We start from the raw sequence: 17,593 nt of genomic DNA on the forward strand, positions 1-17,593 counted from the left end.
CCATGGCCCAGTGCGGCTAACCCGGCGTCCTGCCGGGTTACCCACGGATTCAAGCCTGCGTTCGGCCAGCGTGGTTAACGGGGCGCCTAAGATCAAGATCAAAAGACAAATCAAAAGCCAGAGCCAGAGCCAGAGCCAGAGCCAGAGCCAGAGCCAGAGCCAGAGCTTCGGGGTAGGTCAGGTCCAATCGTTGTGTAGATACCTATGGCCATCGGTGGCAAGCCCCCTTCCACAGGGGTTTCTTGCGTTGTTTAGGGTTGTGTTCAGGCCTTGGCCGCCTGGGCCTTGGCCCGCATCTTGTCGGCCATGCTGGTCATTTCGTCATAGAGCAACTGCGGGTTCTTCTGCTTCAACGCCCAGGCCATGCGCCCCTGCTCGTGGGGCAGGATCATGAACTCGCCCTCGGCCACGCGCTGGTAGATATAGTCGGCGATGTCCGCCGCCGTAATCGGCGAGCTTTCCAGCAACTTGCCCACCTGGGCCTTCATCGCCGGGGTTGGGCCACGGAACGAGTCCAACAGGTTGGTCTGGAAGAACGATGGGCATACCACGTGCACGCCAACTTCCTGCTGCTTGAGCTCTACCAGCAGGCTCTCCGACAGCGCCACCACACCCGCCTTGGCCACGTTGTAGTTGCTCATGGCCGGGCCCTGCATCAAGGCCGCCATGGACGCGATGTTGATGATGCGCCCCTTGCTCTTTTCCAGCAGCGGCAGGAACGCCTTGCAGCCCTTGACCACGCCCATCAGGTTGATCGCGATCTGCCAGTCCCAGTCTTCCAGGGACAACTCGGCGAAGAACCCACCCGAAGCCACGCCGGCATTGTTGACGATCACATCGATGCCCCCCAGCTTCACTTCGCACGCCTGGGCGAACGCGGTGAGCTGGCTGTAGTCGCGTACATCACAACGCTGGATAAAACCATCGCCACCGGCTTCGCGCACCTGTTTCAGGGTCTCCTGCAAGCCGGGTTCGCTGACGTCCGACAATGCCAACTGCCAACCCTCGCGGGCCCAGCGCAGAGCGATTTCACGACCCAGGCCGGAGCCGGCACCAGTGATCATCATGCGATTTTGCATAGGAAGTAGCCTTGTGGTTCGCGGTAGAAGTGATCGACAGTGTAGCGAAGGTTTTTCCCACACCCACGCACCATCAGGGTGATGAATGCCCTAGGCAAACCGGCAGGCGGGTCGGATGCCGGCCTATGGCCTAAGTTCAATCTTTTTCAACTAACCGAGTGCATTAAAAGAAATAAGCGAATGGATTAATTACTTTTAAAAAAATAAGGAATTTTCTCGAAACCGGCAGGGTCGGAGTTGTTAAGGCGTCTGTAACTAAATGTGCAGGCCTATCGTTAATAACCGGTCTTTGCAGAAGGCCTAAAAGGAAGAAAACCATGAGCCTTATTCTGATCATTATCCTCATCCTCCTGCTGGTCGGTGGCCTGCCGGTATTCCCGCACTCGCGTAACTGGGGTTATGGCCCGTCGGGTATCCTCGGCGTGGTACTGGTGGTTCTGCTGGTGCTGTTGTTGCTCGGCCGGATATAAACGCCAGGCAATAAAAAAGAGGCCCAAGGGCCTCTTTTTTATTGCCGGTTAGTTAGTCCGGCTTGCCGTTGACAACACCGGCGGTATTGTCCAACAGGCTCTTGGTAGCGGTTTGCAAGAACGACTCAAGTTTCTGCTTGAGTGCCGCCTCATCCGGCGATTCGGGAATCACTTTGCCGGTGGGGTTGGCGCCCAGTTCGTATTCCCACAGTTTCGGTGGCATTTCCTTGGGCAGAACCAGGATGCGGTCTGCGGTCACCAGCGCGACGGTCTGGTCGCTGCCCGATGGCTTGATCACGCCGAAGCCCTTGTCGCCTTCCGGCAGGTTCAGCAGGTCACGGCCCCAGCACTGGTGCAGAGTGTCGCCACCGAGGCGGCCCATGATGGTCGGCACGATGTCGATCTGCGTACCCACGGTGTGGTCGCGCTCGCCGAACTTCTCTTGCATGCCCGGTGCAATCATCAGCATCGGCACGTTGAAGCGACCCAGGTCCATCTCGGTGATCTGCTGTTCGTTGCCAAACCCGTGGTCGCCCACGATCACGAACAGGGTTTCCTTGAAGTACGGCTCCTTGCGGGCCTTTTCAAAGAACTGGCCCAAGGCCCAGTCAGAGTAGCGCATGGCCGTCAAATGCTCGTTGAGGCTGCCACGGTCGGTGACTTTCTCCACTGGCAATGGGGTCGGCAAGGCGTACGGCGTATGGTTGGACAGGGTTTGCAGCAGTGCGTAGAACGGCTTGCCGCCTTCACGGGCCTTCAACTCCTCCAGGCCACGGTTGAACATGTCCTGGTCGGACACGCCCCACGTCGGGTCGGAGAACACCGGGTTCACAAAGTCATTACGACCGATGAAGTTGGTCATGCCTTGGTTGCTGAAGAAGCCCGACTGGTTGTCCCAGGCGAAGTCGCCGTTGTAGACATACACGTCGTTGAAGTCACGGGCGCTGAGCAGCTGCGGTAGGCCCGACAGCTTGTGGCTGCCTTCCGGGGTCTGCATCAGGTATTCGAAACCCGGCAGGTTCGGGAAGCAAGCCATGGTGGCAAACATACCCTGGTGGGTGTGGGTGCCATTGGAGAAGAAGCGGTCGAACAACAGGCCTTCCTTGGACAGTTTGTCGAAGTACGGTGTGATGTTGCCCGGGCGTTCCAGGGCACCCACCGAGTGACCGGCGAAGCTTTCCATCAGGATCACGACCACGTTCTTGATCGGCAGGGTTTTCTCGGCCGGTGGCGTGTAGTCGCGGCGCACGGCGGCGATGTCTGCGTCTACCAGTTTCTCTTGCGGCAGCACCAGCATGTCACGCACGGTCTGGGTGGCCAGCGGCTGATCCAGGGTGGCTTTCCAGATATTGGAGCGGTCCTCGGAGAAGCGCGACTTGGCCGCCGCGATCAGCGACAAGGTGCCATTGAGACCCAACTGATTGGCGAAGTTCGAGTCGGTGGTGTACACGTCCCCCCAGCGCAGCGGCGGGCCTTGGCGCAGGGTGCCACGGGCGGCGACCACGGCGATCAACAGGCAGACCACAAACACCGCGATGCGGGTGTACCACGGCGCCACCTGGCGGGTGCCGACGCTGCCGCCGCTGAACGGGCCGCGTGGGCGGGTCGCACGGTCGGCACCTTTAAAGGCGATGCTCAGAATCAAGGTGCCCACGGCCCAGGCCAGCAGGTAGCGCACCACCGGGAAACCGTACCAGAGCATGCTCATCACGGTTTTCGGATCTTCTTTTACGTACTGGAACACCAGGCCATTGAGGCGCTGGTGGAACTCGCGGTAGAAGTCCATTTCCATCAAGCCCAGGAACAGGGCGATGCTGGAGGCAATGGTCAGCCAGAAACGAAAGAACCCACGCGCCGCCATGGCTCGTACGCTGAACAACGCCAGCAGCAACGGGATGCACAGGTACACCACCAGGCGAATATCAAACCGCAGGCCGTTGGCGAACGCTTCCAGGAAGGTCGAGGCCGGCGTGTCGAGGATCATCTCGCGGTTGTACACCAGCAGCGCCAGGCGCAGCAGGGAGAACATCACCATCATGACCAGTGCGCAAAGCAGCGTGTATGCCAGATGGGATTTGACGGTCGGTTGCAGCAAGCGATTTGAAGCTCGCTGCTGATTCAGGGCGTCCGGGTTTGCCATGTCGTTTCAGGACCCATTGGGAAGTTAAAGTTGCGAAATATTGCAGCGGCATCCTACCCGCACTCAAGCTTGTAGGAACAGAGAGGCGGCGCTTTGGCGCGAATGGTGCCCCATCACTGCCAGCAACGCTATTGATTACTGAGGGTTAGCGCTTCTTTATGGTGTTTTCCCTGACAAGAAAACGAGCTTTCAGACAAGGAATTGAAGCGTGGGAATTATCCGAAACGAATTGTGAAAATTCTGTGCAGTGAATATTTCGATACACAAATCTATTTAAGACAGTGGAAAAAAATGTGGGAGGGGCAAGTCGGATCGTCGCACCGCCCCTCCCACATTGACCGCGCCCACTCAGTCTGAGTGGTGAGTACTCAAATCCGCACATTCCCCCGCGGCCCGGCAATCGCCCAAATGATCAGGCCCAACACCGGCAACAACAGGATCAGCAAGATCCACAACACCTTGGCGCCCGTGCTCGCGCCGCTTTTGAACACATTGATGATCGCCCAGATATCCAGCGCCAGGATGATCAGACCGATCAGGCCATTAAAAGTGGAACCCATGGTGTCGCTCCTAAAGTAAGGGCATGCACTTGTAGGATAGTCAGCCCTGACGGGGGTTCCGTTTTATTTCAGACGTGTAGGGCAATTCGCAGCGCTTCCAGGGACGGCTCGCCCTTGATGCCGACTTCGGCGCACAGCTCCAGTACCCGTGGCAGGTCATTGCCATACACCAGCACCGCCTGGATCTCGTCATCCAACAGCTGGCTGAAATCAAGCAATACATAACCGCCGTCTTCCGGGCTGAGGGCGCTCATCTGGATCTGGATGCGGTTCAGCGCCGTGAGGTCTTCGGTCTTTGCCAGTTGCTTGGGTTTGAGGTTGAACGCCACGCCAGGGCCGAACGAGGCGACGATCTGCGCAAACAGATCGCTGTAGGTGTCGGCCTGGAACAGCACGGTGTCGGGCAAGCTGCCAACCACCACCCACTCACCCAGTGGGATCGGGAAGCTGTCGTCGTAGTTGATGTCTGGGTTGGCTGCCAGAAACGCCACCGGGTCTGCGTAGGCTTGGGCCGCTTCGCCGGCGATACGCCCCACCTCGTCCTCGCCCATGACGCCGGCGCTGATTTTGCTGATGAGTTCGACGAGGGCGGTTTTCATGGGGCGATCCTGTGGTGGGCTGGATTTTGAGGGCGCAAAGCCTACACCAGTTTCTGCAACTTCGCCGCCGTATCCACGGCACCCATGGTCTGCGCCGCCGCCAGCGCTGTTGCACCCTGGGCGTCGGTGGCCTTGGGGTTGGCGCCCTGGCCGAGCAGGTAGTCGAGCATTTCTACGCGGTTGAACATCGCCGCCATCATCAATGCGGTGCGGCCATCGGAGGAGCAGGCATCCACCGGTGCGCCGCCTTCGAGCAAAGCCTTGACCACGTCCAGGCTGCCTTTAAAGGCCGCGCCGGCAATCGGCAACTGGTTTTTGTCGTTGGCGAGCTGTGGGTCAGCCTTGAACTCCAGCAGCACTTTTACCGCCTCGGCATGGCCGTGGTAGGCCGCGAGCATCAGCAGGGTGTCACCGTTATGGTTGCGAAAGTTCGCCGGCAGGCCTTTGGCCAAAAGCGCGGCGAGCATGGCCGCGTCGCCGCGACGTGCCACGTCGAAGACCTGTTCGGCAAATTCGGCGGCTTCGTCTTCGGTCATTTGTTTGGACATGTGGGAGGCTCCTTGTCTGATGCGATATAGGGCGCCAGTGTCGCGACGGAGTTCCCACCTGTCATGGTTTTTTTGTCAAAAGCGGTCATAGGCAGAATCAATAGCACCGCCTTTAATAACGAAAGTGGCCACCCTGGATCTGCGCCAGCAGTTGACCGGTCACCGGCACGTAGCAATCAGACCCCGGCAACCAGGCGTACACCGGGTCGTTGCCCGCCTTGTCCGGGTCGAATGCCTCTTCCTTGAGCTTGACCTTCTGGTACTTGAAGGTGCCGGTGGTTTCCATCTTGACCTTGATGCGCAGGAACAGCGGTACAGCATAGTGCGGCAACTGGCCGTGGGCGAATTGCAGCAGTTCGCGCATATCCAGGGCAGCCAAGGATTCGCTCGGGGTAATGGCGACCATGCCGGCGCGGCCATTGGTGTTGTCGATTTCCACCCCGTAGGCCACCACTTCGGCAATTTGCGGGTGTTGCAGCAGCACGTTTTCGACTTCCGTGGTAGAGACGTTTTCACCCTTCCAGCGGTAGGTATCCCCCAGGCGGTCAACAAACTGCGCATGCCCAAAACCAATGCTGCGCACCAAGTCGCCGGTATTGAAGTAGCGATCGCCTTTCTCGAACACGTCGGTGAGGATCACCTTGCGGTTCTTTTCCGGGTCGGTGTAGCCATCGAACGGTGATTTATCATCGATCCTGGCCAGCAACAGGCCCTGCCCGCCGGTCTGTACCTTGCGCATGAAACCGTCGCTGCCGCGCAGCGGTTCGCCGTTGTCGTGGGCGTAGTCCACCAGCGCCCAATGCTGCAGGCAAAAGCCGATGGTGTTGTCGAAATTCAATATGTTGGTAAAGCCGATGTTGCCGTCGCTGGCGGCATACAGCTCGCAGATGTGCTCGACGCCATAACGCGCTTTGAATTGCGCCCACACTCCCGGGCGCAGGCCATTGCCGACCATCTTGACCACGTGGTTATCGCGATCATGGGCGCTCGCAGGCTGATCGAGCAGGTAGCGGCACAGTTCACCGACATACCCCAGGGTGGTCGCCTTGAACTTGCGCGCATCGTCCCAGAACTGGCTGGCGCTGAACTTGCGTCGGATGGCGAACCCGGACGCACCGACAATCGCCGAGCCCCAGCACACACACAGACCCGTGGCGTGGTACAGCGGCAAGGTGCAATACAGGACATCGTCCGGCCCCATGTCCAGGGCAATACTGCCAAAACTTACGGCGGTCTTGGTCCAGCGGCCATGCTTCATGATGCCGGCCTTGGGCAAGCCGGTGGTGCCGGAGGTGTAGATATAGAAGCAAGGGTCGTTGAAGAAAACCTGCGCGGTGCTGTCCGGGTTCCCCACTGGGCATTCGGCGCTGGCCGCTAGCAGGTCACGATACCCCTCGGGCACGGGCACGGCCTGTTGATCGGCGACGAACCAGGTGCGCTCTGCCGCAATGTTCACTTGATCACGCACTGCGCCATAGGCCGCCACCAGTTCCGCGCCCACCACAATCGCCACCGGGTCCACCAGGTTCAGGCTGTGCACCAGCGCCGCTTGGGTTTGCGCCGTATTGAGCATGGCGCAGATGCCACCCAGCTTGGCCACGGCCAATACGTTGAGCAGCAATTCCGGGCGGTTCTCGATAAACAGCGCCACCACGTCACCCTTGACGATGCCCTGGGCTTGCAGGTGGTGGGCGATGCGGTTGGCCTGCTGGTTGGCTTCGCGGTAGCTGAGCACGCGGTCAGCGTAGAGCAACGCATTGCCATCGGGGTTGCGCAAAGTCGCTTGCTCGAAGTACCAGCCTAGGCCGCAGGGCTGCGCCGGGTCGGTGACGTTGGCGGCACGCATGCCACGCACTACCCGTGGCAGGGCGCGAACAATGGAGGGCACCTTACGCAGCATCATGCCCCAGGTGATCATGTCGTTTTGCGGATGGCGCATGGGGGGAACGTCCTTTTTCTTATTGTTCGTTATGCCTTGCAGGAAAATACGTCAGCCCTTCTCTGGCTGTACACGCGGGATTTGAAATGTTTTGTATCCCGATGAGCGACCAGCAAAAAAAGGAATTAAGCCGTCCGAGGGCAGTCTTTAGGGATATCGGCGCGCCAACCCGCTCGGTTGAGTAGCGCAAAATGCAGGATGCAGGATGCATGATGCATGATGCATGATGCATGATGGCCATTCATGCAATTTGCACGAAATCGAAAATAGAGATTTTTCGCAACCTGTTGATTTATATAGTTTTTTCAAAAAGCCATTAGCTGGCACAATCACTGCACCTATCACTCCATGCTTGCCAACTTGAGCCAACGGAGCTGATAGACATGAGCCTGATCCAAGATAAATTCGCTTCAGTATTCTCCAACTACGACGTCACCACCCAGCCCCGTCCAGACGGTGGCATCCTGTTGACCCTGCGCAACAGCGAAGGCAAACAGGTCAAGCGCTCGATCTCCTACCAACAGTTGCACACCGCTGACCAACTGACGTGGGTCATCAGCGCCATTCGCCGCGACCTGGCCGAACAAGCCAGCGACCTGCCACAGATTTCCATGCTGCAAAGCCAGAACCGCTTCGCGCTGCCGACCTATCATTCGGCCTGAACACCAGACGCGAAAAAGGGCCGCGATGCCGTTGAGCATCGCGGCCCTTTTTTATGCGCTCAACACAGCCCCTGTCGCGCCGCCTCATTCATCGCTTGCACACGGTTGGAAACTTCCAATTTGCCGTAGATATTGCGCAGGTGGAATTTCACCGTGGCTTCGGAGGTGGCGCGGATCTGGCTGATTTCCCAGACGGTCTTGCCGTCAGCGGCCCAACGCAAGATCTCCAGCTCTGCGGGGGTCAGAGGCTTTCCCGCCAGACTCAGGCGACGTCTGAGCGCATTGGGCACGCTGTAGGGTGGCAAGGACGATTGCTTTAGGCCGCTCATTGAGTTCTCTCCTTTTTACTGGCTGATGCCCTATCACCCTTCGGATTCCTCCTATTGACAGGCGATATAAACATTGATGCCGCAGAGAGTTACATAACGAATGGTATTAAAGCGCAGGGCCGAGAATAAACAGCCGCGCCCTACAGAACTTTAAGTTTCTTCCCACAACAACTTCAAACTTGCCCGGGTTGAACATTTTTGAACTTATGCTTAGTCGTCCATACCAGGGAACGCATCGACTAATGTGTCCCCCGTCAACACGGGTATAAAACCTTCGTCCGTATTGAACGGGCGCAGCGTGATGAAGTGCGGGTTCTCTCCCATGTCAAACCAATGCGCCATACCCGACGGGATCACCAGCAGGTCATTTTTTTCGCAACGAACGGCATAGACGTAATCGCCAATATGCAATGCGAACAAGCCCTGCCCGCTGACAAAAAAACGCACATGGTCTTCGCGGTAGCGGCGTTCTTTGAGCCAGTGCCCACGCTCTTGGGCTGTGTGCGGTTGGTCACCGGGCACGCTGAGCACTTCTACGTGGCGGTAACCCAGTGCATCGAGCTGCGCCTGATACGCCAAAATCACCTCAGCGTTGCCGGCCCCCTTCTGGATTGGGCTCGGCGCCCAGCGCTCAAAACCCACGCCGTGTTCGGCCAGGGTCGCGGCAATATCGTCGAAATGGGTCAGGACCTTGTTCGGAGTATCCGGTGAAGCGACGGAGTAGACGGCGACATAGCTCATGGAGAGGTTCCTTGGTTCTGCTCTTGCAATCGAAGACCGATGATAGCGGCGGCGGCCAGGGCCGCGACGCTGGCGATGCTGAACGTCAGGGTCGGCCCCAACAGGTTCCAGCTGTAGCCTGAATACAGGGCGCCCAATGCCCCCCCGGTGCCGGCCAGGGCGGCGTAGAGCGCCTGGCCCTGGCCTTGTTGTTTAGCCCCGAAGCTGCGCTGTACGAAGGCAATCGCTGCCGCATGAAAGCTGGCGAACGTGGCCGCGTGCAGCACTTGCGCCAGCAACAGCACCCAGAATAATTCAGCAAAAGAGCCCAGCAACAGCCAGCGCAGCGCTGCCAGCAGGAAACTGGCCAGCAGCACCCGGTGTACCGAAAAGCGCGTGAGGATACGGCTCATGGCCAGGAACATCAGCACTTCGGCCACCACCCCCAGTGCCCACAACAGGCCGATCACACCACGGCTATAGCCCAGGTGCTCCAGGTGCAGGGTCAGGAAGGTGTAGTACGGGCCATGGCTCATTTGCATCAACGCCACGCAGGCATAAAACGCCAGCACGCCGGGGCTGCGCAGTTGCTTGAGGAAGCCCTCGCCCGCCAGGCGGTTACCCTGGGTGGCGGGTTGGGCATTCGGCACCCAGAGGCTGGCGCCGATGATGCCGGCCATGATCACCACGACCACCACCGGGTAGATGTCCAGGCTCAGCCAGTCGAACAGGCGACCCATGATCACCACGGTAAGGATAAAACCGATGGAGCCCCACAGACGGATCTGGCTATAGCGGGCGGTCTGTTTTTGCAGATGCGCGAGGGTGATCACTTCAAACTGCGGCAACACCGCGTGCCAGAAGAACGCGTGCAGGGCCATCACCAGGGCGAGCCAGGCGTAGGTTTTGCTGACGAAGATCAGCGAAAAACTCATCAGGGTGCACACCGCGCCAAAGCGCACGATGGCCAGGCGCCGACCGCTGTAGTCCCCCAGCCAGCCCCACAGGTTGGGCGCCACGCAGCGCATCAGCATGGGGATGGCCACCAGTTCGCCGATGCGCGCGCTGGAGAAGCCAAGGTGGTCGAAGTACAGCGCCAGGAACGGCGCGGTTGCGCCCAGGAGGGCGAAGTAGAAGAGGTAGAAGCTGGAGAGGCGCCAGTAGGGAAGGACTTGGGTCATGTAAGGGGCTGCTTCGCAGCCCAGCGGGAGCAAGCTCCCTCGCCACAGCAAGCGCGCTCACCACAACAAGCTCGCTCACTACAGGAAGCCGTCACAGTTGGCCCAGTACCGGGGTGGTTACGCGAACGTCGGCGTTCTGGCCACGGTTGCGCAGCAGGTGGTCCATCAACACGATAGCCATCATTGCCTCGGCAATCGGCGTCGCACGGATGCCGACGCACGGGTCGTGGCGGCCCTTGGTGATCACGTCCACCGGGTTGCCGTGCACATCGATCGAACGGCCCGGCGTGGTGATGCTCGACGTGGCCTTGAGGGCCAGGTGCGCCACAATCGGCTGGCCGGAGGAAATACCTCCGAGGATGCCGCCCGCGTTGTTGCTGAGGAAACCTTGCGGCGTCAGCTCATCACGGTGTTCGGTGCCACGTTGGGAGACGCAGGCAAAACCGGCGCCGATTTCCACGCCTTTGACTGCGTTGATGCTCATCAAGGCGTGGGCCAGTTCAGCATCCAGGCGGTCGAAGATCGGCTCGCCCAGGCCCGGCTTGACGCCTTCGGCGACCACGGTGATCTTGGCGCCGACCGAATCCTGGTCGCGGCGCAACTGGTCCATGTAGGCTTCCAGCTCCGGCACTTTGTCCGGGTCCGGGCTGAAGAAGGCGTTGTCTTCCACGCTGTCCCAGGTCTTGAACGGGATTTCGATGGGGCCCAACTGGCTCATGTAGCCACGGATCACGATGCCCTGGGTGGCCAGGTATTTCTTGGCGATAGCGCCGGCAGCTACGCGCATCGCGGTTTCGCGGGCCGAGCTGCGGCCACCGCCACGGTAGTCGCGCTCGCCGTATTTGTGATGGTAGGTGTAGTCGGCGTGGGCCGGGCGGAACAGGTCCTTGATCGCCGAGTAGTCCTTGGACTTCTGGTCGGTGTTGCGGATCAGCAGGCCGATGGCGCACCCGGTGGTGCGGCCTTCGAACACGCCGGAGAGGATCTCGACTTCGTCGGGTTCCTGGCGCTGGGTGGTGTGGCGGCTGGTGCCGGGCTTGCGGCGGTCGAGGTCACGCTGCAAGTCTTCCAGGGACAGCTCGAGGCCGGGCGGGCAGCCGTCGACAATGGCGACCAACGCCGGGCCATGGCTTTCGCCCGCGGTGGTGACAGTGAACAGCTTGCCGAAGGTATTGCCGGACATGCAGGGCGCTCCGTGAAATCAGTTGTAATCACTCAAGGGTGATAACCAAGCGCGCCAGTATACGCGGGGCAACCGAGTAGTTCATCCTCGAAACCTTCCCGGTAGACATTGGTCGAACCGACACCTTCCAGATGATGGCGTGATGATGCTTCGAGTTTTGCTACTAACCCTTACCCTGTTTACTGCCGTGGCCCACGCCGCAGCCCCTGTCGTGCTGCAACGTCCTATCAGCCTGGACACCGGCAGCGGCAAACTGTTTGGCTCGCTGCTGCTGCCCCAATCCGACAAACCGGTGCCGGTGGTGCTGATCATTGCCGGCTCCGGCCCGACCGACCGCAACGGCAACAGCGCCGACGGCGCACGCAATGACAGCCTCAAGCGCCTGGCCTGGGTGCTCGCACGAAACAACATTGCCAGCGTGCGCTACGACAAGCGCGGAGTCGCCGCCAGCCTGGCCGCCACCCCCGATGAGCGTAACCTGACCTTGGACGCCTATGTGTCCGACGCCGTGGCCTGGGGCAAGTTGCTCAAGGCCGACAAGCGCCTGGGCCCACTGGTTGTGCTGGGGCACAGCGAAGGTGCGTTAGTGGCCGCCCTCGCCGCGCCGCAGTTGGAGCCTGCGGGAGTGATTTCCCTGTCCGGCAGCGCCCGCCCGGTGGACCAGGTGATTCGCCAGCAATTGGCCGATCACCTGCCCCCTGCCCTGCTGCTGCGCAGTAACCAGATCCTCGACCACCTCAAGGCCGGGCAAGTGGATGAGGACGTACCTGGCCCGCTGGAGGGTATTTTCCGACCCAGCGTGCAGCCTTATCTGATCAGCCTGTTCCGCGCTGATCCCTCGGCGGCCTTTGCCAAACTAGACATGCCGGCGCTGATCATTCAGGGCACCAACGATATTCAAGTGGGCGTCGCTGATGCCCGGCAGCTGAAACAGGCCAAGCCGGACGCTCAGCTTGTGCTGGTTGAGGGCATGAACCATGTGATGCGTATTGTGCCCAACGACGTGAAGCAACAATTGGCCTCCTACAACGACCCGCAATTGCCCCTGGCCGCCGAGCTGGGCAGCCGTGTGGTGCGCTTTATCGACGGACTTCAACCCCGTTAAGCGACAATTTGCCTCCAGTCCTACAGAAACCGGCCGATAAGCCCAGTGTCGACAGCAAAAAGACTGTCGGCTTGCTGGGCTAGGACAGGATCGCGCCGCATGACAACCACAGAAGCAACACCGGAACCCACCGCCGACACCCCGGCTGAAAAAACCGCGGCCGTCGACGCGGCGCCCCTGCCGTGGGCGGACGTCCAGCCCGAGCATTTCAAGATGCTGCGCCTGGCGCCCCTGGCCACCGACCGCGCCACCGGTGTGCGGCCGCTGCGGTTCGTGCAATTTGGCTATGCCGAGCGCAATGACAAACACCACAGCCTGTTGCGCATGGTGATCCAACTGCCGGGCCAGCGTGTGCGCAGCGAACAGAATCATCTGGACGTGTGGCTCGACCACGACACCCACCGTGCCCACTTCGGTCCGGGCACCAGCGTGGAAATCGAACCGGCCAACCGTGGGTTGGGGCGCTTTCTGGTGGCGCAAGGGGCGGCGTGGGCGAAAAAGAAGGGGGCCGGCTACCGCATCGACGGCGTTGACCTGTCCAACAAGGACGCGCTGAACGAAGCCACCCGCCTGCGTCGCGATCACTTCCTGCGGGTCCACGGATTTGATGTGGCCTACGCCGACGTGCAGCACCTCAAGGGCAACGTGCAACCGGGCAAGGTCAGTGAGGTGCTGGACAGCTGGAACACCGAGAAGGTGCAGTTCGTCGAGATTCTGGAAGCGGCGCAGATGCTGCAGCAAGCTGAGCAAAACCTGGCTGAGCAAGAGGTGAAGTTGCGCAAGGAAGAGGAAAAGGTCACCAAGTTCAAACGTGAGGACAGCGGGTTGCGCTTTACCATCACCTGCCTGGTGGCGTTTACGGTGTTTCAGGCGGGGTTGTTGATCTGGATTGCCACACACCGTTAACAGGTTGAAATGCAATCAAAAAGGTGGGAGCGGGCTTGCTCGCGAATGCGGTGGGTCAGCCAACATATCTGTGACTGATACACCGCATTCGCGAGCAAGTCGAATCGTCGCACCGCCGCTCCCACATTAACCCGGTTTCTACAGTAAGGTCGGGCTAGACCCGGGCGGCGAAAACGGCTTGATGCTGGCGGCACTGCTCCGCCGTCAACATGAACACCCCATGCCCACCGCGCTGGAAGTCCAGCCAGGCAAAGTCCACTTCCGGGTACAGCGCCTCGACGTGCACCTGGCTGTTGCCCACTTCGACAATCAGCAAGCCCTTCTCGGTCAGGTGATCAGCCGCCTCGGCCAACATCCGACGGACCAGGTTCAAGCCGTCATCGCCACAAGCCAGGCCCAGCTCAGGCTCGTGCTGGTACTCGTCCGGCATGTCGGCGAAGTCTTCGGCGTCCACATACGGCGGGTTGGACACGATCAGGTCGAAACGCTGGCCCGGCAGGCCATCGAAGCCATCGCCCTGCACGGTGTAGACGCGCTCATCGACGCCATGGCGCTCGATATTCTGGTTGGCCACTTCCAGCGCTTCGAACGACAAGTCGCCCAACACCACTTCAGCGTCCTGGAACTCGTAGGCGCAGGCAATGCCGATGCAACCGGAGCCGGTGCACAGGTCGAGAATGCGCGCCGGCGGTTGGGCCAGCCAGGGTTCGAAGCGGTTTTCGATCAGTTCGCCAATGGGAGAACGCGGGATCAACACGCGCTCGTCAACAATAAACGACATGCCGCAGAACCAAGCTTCATTCAACAGGTACGCGGTGGGCACGCGCTCGTGAATGCGGCGATGCAACAAGCGCTGTACGTGGGAGATTTCCTCTTCTTCGAGGTTGCAGTCCAGGTAGCTGTCGGCGATTTCCCATGGCAGGTGCAAGGCGCCGAGCACCAATTGGCGGGCTTCGTCCCAGGCATTGTCGGTGCCATGGCCAAAAAACAGGTCTTCCCCATGGAAACGGCTGACAGCCCAGCGGATATGGTCGCGCAAGGTGCGCAGGCGGGAAGTGATCACGGGGGCAGACTCCTGGAAAAAACGACTGGCGATTCTAACAGCCTTCACCTGTCACGACGATGTACGAAAACCCTCTGCCACCCGTCGGATTTCATCCAAATTGCCACCATTGCGCAAAACAACCCCACCTCTTGACAAGGCTGCACGTCAACAACGGCGTACCTTACGATGGTAGCGATTCACAGAACCGCTCAGCCAGTGGACAATGTCGCAAAAGCCCCCCTCACAGGAGCCCCAGAATGTCCGTTCCAAAGACGATGTTTCAACTCAGCGGTCGCGGTTACGCAGCAGCGAACCTCAGCCATGCGACCCTCGTGATCATCGACGCCCAGAAGGAATACCTCAGCGGTCCACTCGCCCTCTCGGGCATGGACGCGGCGGTGGCCAACATCCAGCAACTGGTCGCCGCCGCCCGCAACGCCGGGCGCCCGATTGTGCATGTACGCCACCTGGGCACCGTCGGCGGCCTGTTCGACCCCCAGGGCGAGCGCGGCGAATTCATTCCGGGCCTTGAGCCCACTGCCGACGAAACCATCATCGGCAAACTGCTGCCCAGCGCGTTCCACGGCACCGGCCTGGAAAAACACCTGCAAGACCTCGGCTCCCTGGACCTGATTGTCTGCGGCTTCATGAGCCACTCCAGCGTCAGCACCACCGTGCGCGCCGCCAAGAACCTGGGCTTTCGCTGCACCCTGGTGGAAGACGCATGCGCCACCCGCGACCTGCCGTACAAAGGCGGGATCCTGAGTGCCGAGCATGTACAGCAGACCGAAATGGCCATCATGGCCGACAACTTCGCCACCCTCGCGTTGACCAAAGATCTGATCTGATCGCCCTGGAGATGAGCGGCGCGGCAATGTTTATTGCCCCGCTCATCCGCAAAGCCCTTTCATTTGGCGCATTTACCTCTCCTCCCGGAACAACCTGTGTATTGTCCGGTCGAAGGGCCGATACCCTGGAGGAAAGGTCGGAATGAAGATATCCGATGGTTTTGATGCTCGTCGCTTGCGCCCCAAGGGCCCGAGCAACTGGCGTCTGCGCCTGGTGGCTGGCTTTGCCGCGCTGCTGGCGATTGTAGGACTGTTGTTGGCCGGCGCGGGTGGCGCCGGTTTGTTTGGTCACTCACCGGCCCTTGGCGAATTGAATGCCAGCCCGGGTGGCTCGGCTATCCTGTTGGTGAGCGGGCTTCTGGTGCTGTGGCTGGGCGTGTGGTTGTGGCGGCGCAGCCGTCGGAAAATGCGCCAGCCGTTGTCGCTGAACATCGCTTCCCACCTGATGAAAAAGCACGACTGATGGCGCTTGGATAGCGTTTCCTGCGCCCCGGCCGCCGCGATTTAGGTAAACTGCCCGCCCTTCGCGGAGGCTGACATGCAAGACGACGATTTTTCCCTGTTCAAAAACGAGCTGCGCGGCGTCAAGCCGATCAAGCACGATCGTGCCGACACCGGCAAACCCAAGGCCGACCGGGCGCAGATCGCCAAGCTGCGCCAGGCCGCGACCGTGCGCACCGATGCCACCACCGTGGATGGTCTGTCAGACCAGTTCGTGATCGACGTAGGCCCTGAAGACGAGCTGATGTGGGCCCGCGACGGCGTGCAGGAAAGCCAGATGCGTAAGCTCAAGATCGGTCAGATCCCGTTCGAAGGCAGCCTGGACCTGCACGGCATGACCGTCGAGAAAGCCCGCGAAACCCTGTGGGCCTTCCTTGCCGAAGCCACCAAGTTCGAAATCCGCTGCGTGCGCGTCACCCACGGCAAGGCCGTGCGGCTGGACGGCAAGCGCCCGATGATCAAGAGTCACGTCAACACCTGGCTGCGCCAGCACGCCCAAGTCCTGGGCTTTACCTCGTGCCAGGCCCGCCACGGCGGCGCGGGCGCGGTGTATGTGATGCTCAAGCGCACCATGATGGAAGGCCGCGACGAGTAACAAGTGCCATCGTCATGCTTGCAGCGATGTGCCCGCCACCGTAACCTTGCGCTTTGCAAAAATCCCACAGGTAGTTTCATGTCCCTGGAACAGAATTACACCGCGATCCTCGGCCAGCTCGGCGAGGACGTTTCCCGCGAGGGCCTGCTCGACACGCCAAAACGTGCCGCCAAGGCGATGCAGTACCTCTGCCGCGGCTATGAACAGACCCTGGAAGAAGTCACCAACGGTGCCTTGTTCAGCTCTGACAACAGCGAAATGGTGCTGGTCAAGGACATCGAGTTGTACTCGTTGTGCGAACACCACCTGCTGCCGTTTATCGGTAAGGCCCATGTTGCCTATATCCCGAGCGGCAAAGTGCTGGGCCTGTCAAAGGTCGCGCGGATCGTCGACATGTACGCCCGCCGCCTGCAGATCCAGGAAAACCTCAGCCGCCAGATCGCCGACGCAGTGATGCAAGTCACCGGCGCCCTGGGCGTGGCGGTGGTGATCGAAGCCAAGCACATGTGCATGATGATGCGCGGTGTGGAGAAACAGAATTCGTCGATGATCACCTCGGTGATGCTGGGTGAGTTCCGCGAAAACGCGGCGACCCGCAGCGAATTCCTCAGCCTCATCAAGTAACAGGCTGAGTAGGAAAAGACCGGCGTTCATCGCCGGTTTTTTTTCGCCTGCAGAAATCAGGTAAGCTGCGGCCCCTTCTGTATCGGGCAAGAGGTTTCAGCCATGTTCGTCAAAGCACTTCGTGTAGGCCTCGGCCAAATCATCATCGCAGGCGATTTCCTTACCCGCCCGCGTAAAAAACAGCGTTCCGCCGAGCAACAGGCACAGGTCAATGAAGCGGCCAAGGAGTTGACCCTGTATCAATTCCACGCCTGCCCATTCTGCGTGAAGACCCGCCGTACCCTACACCGCCTGAACGTGCCGGTGGCGCTGAAAGACGCGAAGAACAACGAACAGGACCGCCAGACGTTGCTGGCGGAAGGTGGCAAGATCAAGGTGCCGTGCCTGCGCATTGAAGAGAATGGCCAGACCACCTGGATGTATGACTCCAAGGTGATCATCGATTACCTCGATAAGCGGTTTGCCGCCATTTAACAGGCTGGTGCAGATCCAAATGTGGGAGCGGGCTTGCTCGCGAATGCGGTATGTCAGTTGAAATATCTTTGACTGACACACCGCA

Annotated in this window: 20 protein-coding genes; 9 read left to right on the forward strand and 11 right to left on the reverse strand. The window is 60.1% G+C overall.

The genetic code is table 11. The features are described from left to right. Window positions 1-263 precede the first annotated feature (263 nt). A complete protein-coding gene (locus tag ACLD1Y_RS31245; RefSeq protein WP_429481490.1) occupies window positions 264-1,079 on the reverse strand; it encodes an SDR family oxidoreductase in 816 nt (271 codons plus the stop codon). Between the two features lie 317 nt (window positions 1,080-1,396). On the opposite strand from ACLD1Y_RS31245, the gene ACLD1Y_RS31250 reads away from it, so the two are divergent. Then, complete coding sequence (locus ACLD1Y_RS31250; protein ID WP_015885095.1) at window positions 1,397-1,549, forward strand: DUF3309 family protein; 153 nt, start codon at window positions 1,397-1,399, stop codon at window positions 1,547-1,549. A gap of 52 nt (window positions 1,550-1,601) precedes the next feature. Here the strand turns inward: ACLD1Y_RS31250 and ACLD1Y_RS31255 are convergent, their stop codons facing one another. From ACLD1Y_RS31255 to ACLD1Y_RS31275, 5 genes are all read right to left on the reverse strand, one after another. Continuing rightward, window positions 1,602-3,689: an LTA synthase family protein gene (locus ACLD1Y_RS31255; protein ID WP_429481491.1), complete on the reverse strand. Its 2,088-nt coding sequence runs from the start codon at window positions 3,687-3,689 to the stop codon at window positions 1,602-1,604. A 368-nt stretch (window positions 3,690-4,057) separates the two neighbouring features. Continuing rightward, a complete protein-coding gene (locus ACLD1Y_RS31260) occupies window positions 4,058-4,249 on the reverse strand; it encodes a PLDc N-terminal domain-containing protein (RefSeq protein WP_003172956.1) in 192 nt (63 codons plus the stop codon). Between the two features lie 68 nt (window positions 4,250-4,317). After that, window positions 4,318-4,848, reverse strand: a complete 531-nt coding sequence (locus ACLD1Y_RS31265; RefSeq protein WP_429481492.1) for a hypothetical protein — start codon at window positions 4,846-4,848, stop codon at window positions 4,318-4,320. Window positions 4,849-4,889: 41 nt separating this feature from the next. After that, the gene (locus ACLD1Y_RS31270; protein WP_429481494.1) at window positions 4,890-5,396 is read right to left on the reverse strand and encodes an ankyrin repeat domain-containing protein; all 507 of its coding nucleotides are present in this window, start codon (window positions 5,394-5,396) and stop codon (window positions 4,890-4,892) included. Between the two features lie 112 nt (window positions 5,397-5,508). Continuing rightward, entirely contained in the window at window positions 5,509-7,335 is a 1,827-nt protein-coding gene (locus ACLD1Y_RS31275; RefSeq protein WP_429481495.1) for a long-chain-acyl-CoA synthetase, read from the reverse strand. A gap of 383 nt (window positions 7,336-7,718) precedes the next feature. On the opposite strand from ACLD1Y_RS31275, the gene ACLD1Y_RS31280 reads away from it, so the two are divergent. Further along, on the forward strand, window positions 7,719-7,997 hold the full coding sequence (locus tag ACLD1Y_RS31280) for a DUF3509 domain-containing protein (protein ID WP_010208870.1): 279 nt from the start codon (window positions 7,719-7,721) through the stop codon (window positions 7,995-7,997). A gap of 59 nt (window positions 7,998-8,056) precedes the next feature. On the opposite strand, the gene ACLD1Y_RS31285 is transcribed toward ACLD1Y_RS31280, so the two are convergent. From ACLD1Y_RS31285 to aroC, 4 genes are all read right to left on the reverse strand, one after another. Further along, on the reverse strand, window positions 8,057-8,326 hold the full coding sequence (locus tag ACLD1Y_RS31285; protein WP_429481496.1) for a response regulator transcription factor: 270 nt from the start codon (window positions 8,324-8,326) through the stop codon (window positions 8,057-8,059). 210 nt (window positions 8,327-8,536) lie between these two features. After that, a complete protein-coding gene (locus ACLD1Y_RS31290) occupies window positions 8,537-9,067 on the reverse strand; it encodes an acireductone dioxygenase (protein WP_429481497.1) in 531 nt (176 codons plus the stop codon). Beyond that, a complete protein-coding gene (locus tag ACLD1Y_RS31295) occupies window positions 9,064-10,227 on the reverse strand; it encodes an MFS transporter (RefSeq protein ID WP_429481498.1) in 1,164 nt (387 codons plus the stop codon). Before ACLD1Y_RS31295 ends, ACLD1Y_RS31290 begins: the two co-directional genes overlap by 4 nt. 91 nt (window positions 10,228-10,318) lie before the next feature. Beyond that, window positions 10,319-11,410 carry a chorismate synthase gene (gene aroC / locus ACLD1Y_RS31300; RefSeq protein WP_185703801.1) on the reverse strand — a complete coding sequence of 364 codons (1,092 nt, stop codon included), beginning with the start codon at window positions 11,408-11,410 and terminating at the stop codon, window positions 10,319-10,321. Between the two features lie 142 nt (window positions 11,411-11,552). On the opposite strand from aroC, the gene ACLD1Y_RS31305 reads away from it, so the two are divergent. After that, window positions 11,553-12,515: an alpha/beta hydrolase gene (locus ACLD1Y_RS31305; RefSeq protein WP_429481499.1), complete on the forward strand. Its 963-nt coding sequence runs from the start codon at window positions 11,553-11,555 to the stop codon at window positions 12,513-12,515. A 99-nt stretch (window positions 12,516-12,614) separates the two neighbouring features. Beyond that, on the forward strand, window positions 12,615-13,421 hold the full coding sequence (locus ACLD1Y_RS31310) for a hypothetical protein (protein WP_429481500.1): 807 nt from the start codon (window positions 12,615-12,617) through the stop codon (window positions 13,419-13,421). A 154-nt stretch (window positions 13,422-13,575) separates the two neighbouring features. Here ACLD1Y_RS31310 and prmB read toward each other — a convergent pair whose 3' ends face one another. Further along, window positions 13,576-14,484, reverse strand: coding sequence for a 50S ribosomal protein L3 N(5)-glutamine methyltransferase (gene prmB, locus ACLD1Y_RS31315; protein ID WP_429481501.1), 909 nt, complete (start codon window positions 14,482-14,484; stop codon window positions 13,576-13,578). A 239-nt stretch (window positions 14,485-14,723) separates the two neighbouring features. Here prmB and ACLD1Y_RS31320 point away from each other — a divergent pair, with 239 nt between their 5' ends. From ACLD1Y_RS31320 to ACLD1Y_RS31340, 5 genes are all read left to right on the forward strand, one after another. Beyond that, window positions 14,724-15,314 carry a cysteine hydrolase family protein gene (locus ACLD1Y_RS31320; RefSeq protein WP_429481502.1) on the forward strand — a complete coding sequence of 197 codons (591 nt, stop codon included), beginning with the start codon at window positions 14,724-14,726 and terminating at the stop codon, window positions 15,312-15,314. Window positions 15,315-15,456: 142 nt separating this feature from the next. Further along, a complete protein-coding gene (locus tag ACLD1Y_RS31325) occupies window positions 15,457-15,777 on the forward strand; it encodes a hypothetical protein (protein ID WP_429481503.1) in 321 nt (106 codons plus the stop codon). A 75-nt stretch (window positions 15,778-15,852) separates the two neighbouring features. Beyond that, window positions 15,853-16,410, forward strand: coding sequence for a Smr/MutS family protein (locus tag ACLD1Y_RS31330; RefSeq protein ID WP_058424628.1), 558 nt, complete (start codon window positions 15,853-15,855; stop codon window positions 16,408-16,410). A gap of 78 nt (window positions 16,411-16,488) precedes the next feature. Beyond that, window positions 16,489-17,034, forward strand: a complete 546-nt coding sequence (gene folE, locus ACLD1Y_RS31335; protein WP_003442011.1) for a GTP cyclohydrolase I FolE — start codon at window positions 16,489-16,491, stop codon at window positions 17,032-17,034. 102 nt (window positions 17,035-17,136) lie between these two features. After that, window positions 17,137-17,508 (forward strand): glutathione S-transferase N-terminal domain-containing protein, encoded by a 372-nt coding sequence (locus ACLD1Y_RS31340; protein ID WP_429481504.1) that lies wholly within the window; start codon window positions 17,137-17,139, stop codon window positions 17,506-17,508. The last annotated feature ends 85 nt before the right edge of the window (window positions 17,509-17,593 follow it).

It is taken from the genome of Pseudomonas sp. 18175, assembly GCF_050432925.1.
GTDB lineage: Bacteria > Pseudomonadota > Gammaproteobacteria > Pseudomonadales > Pseudomonadaceae > Aquipseudomonas.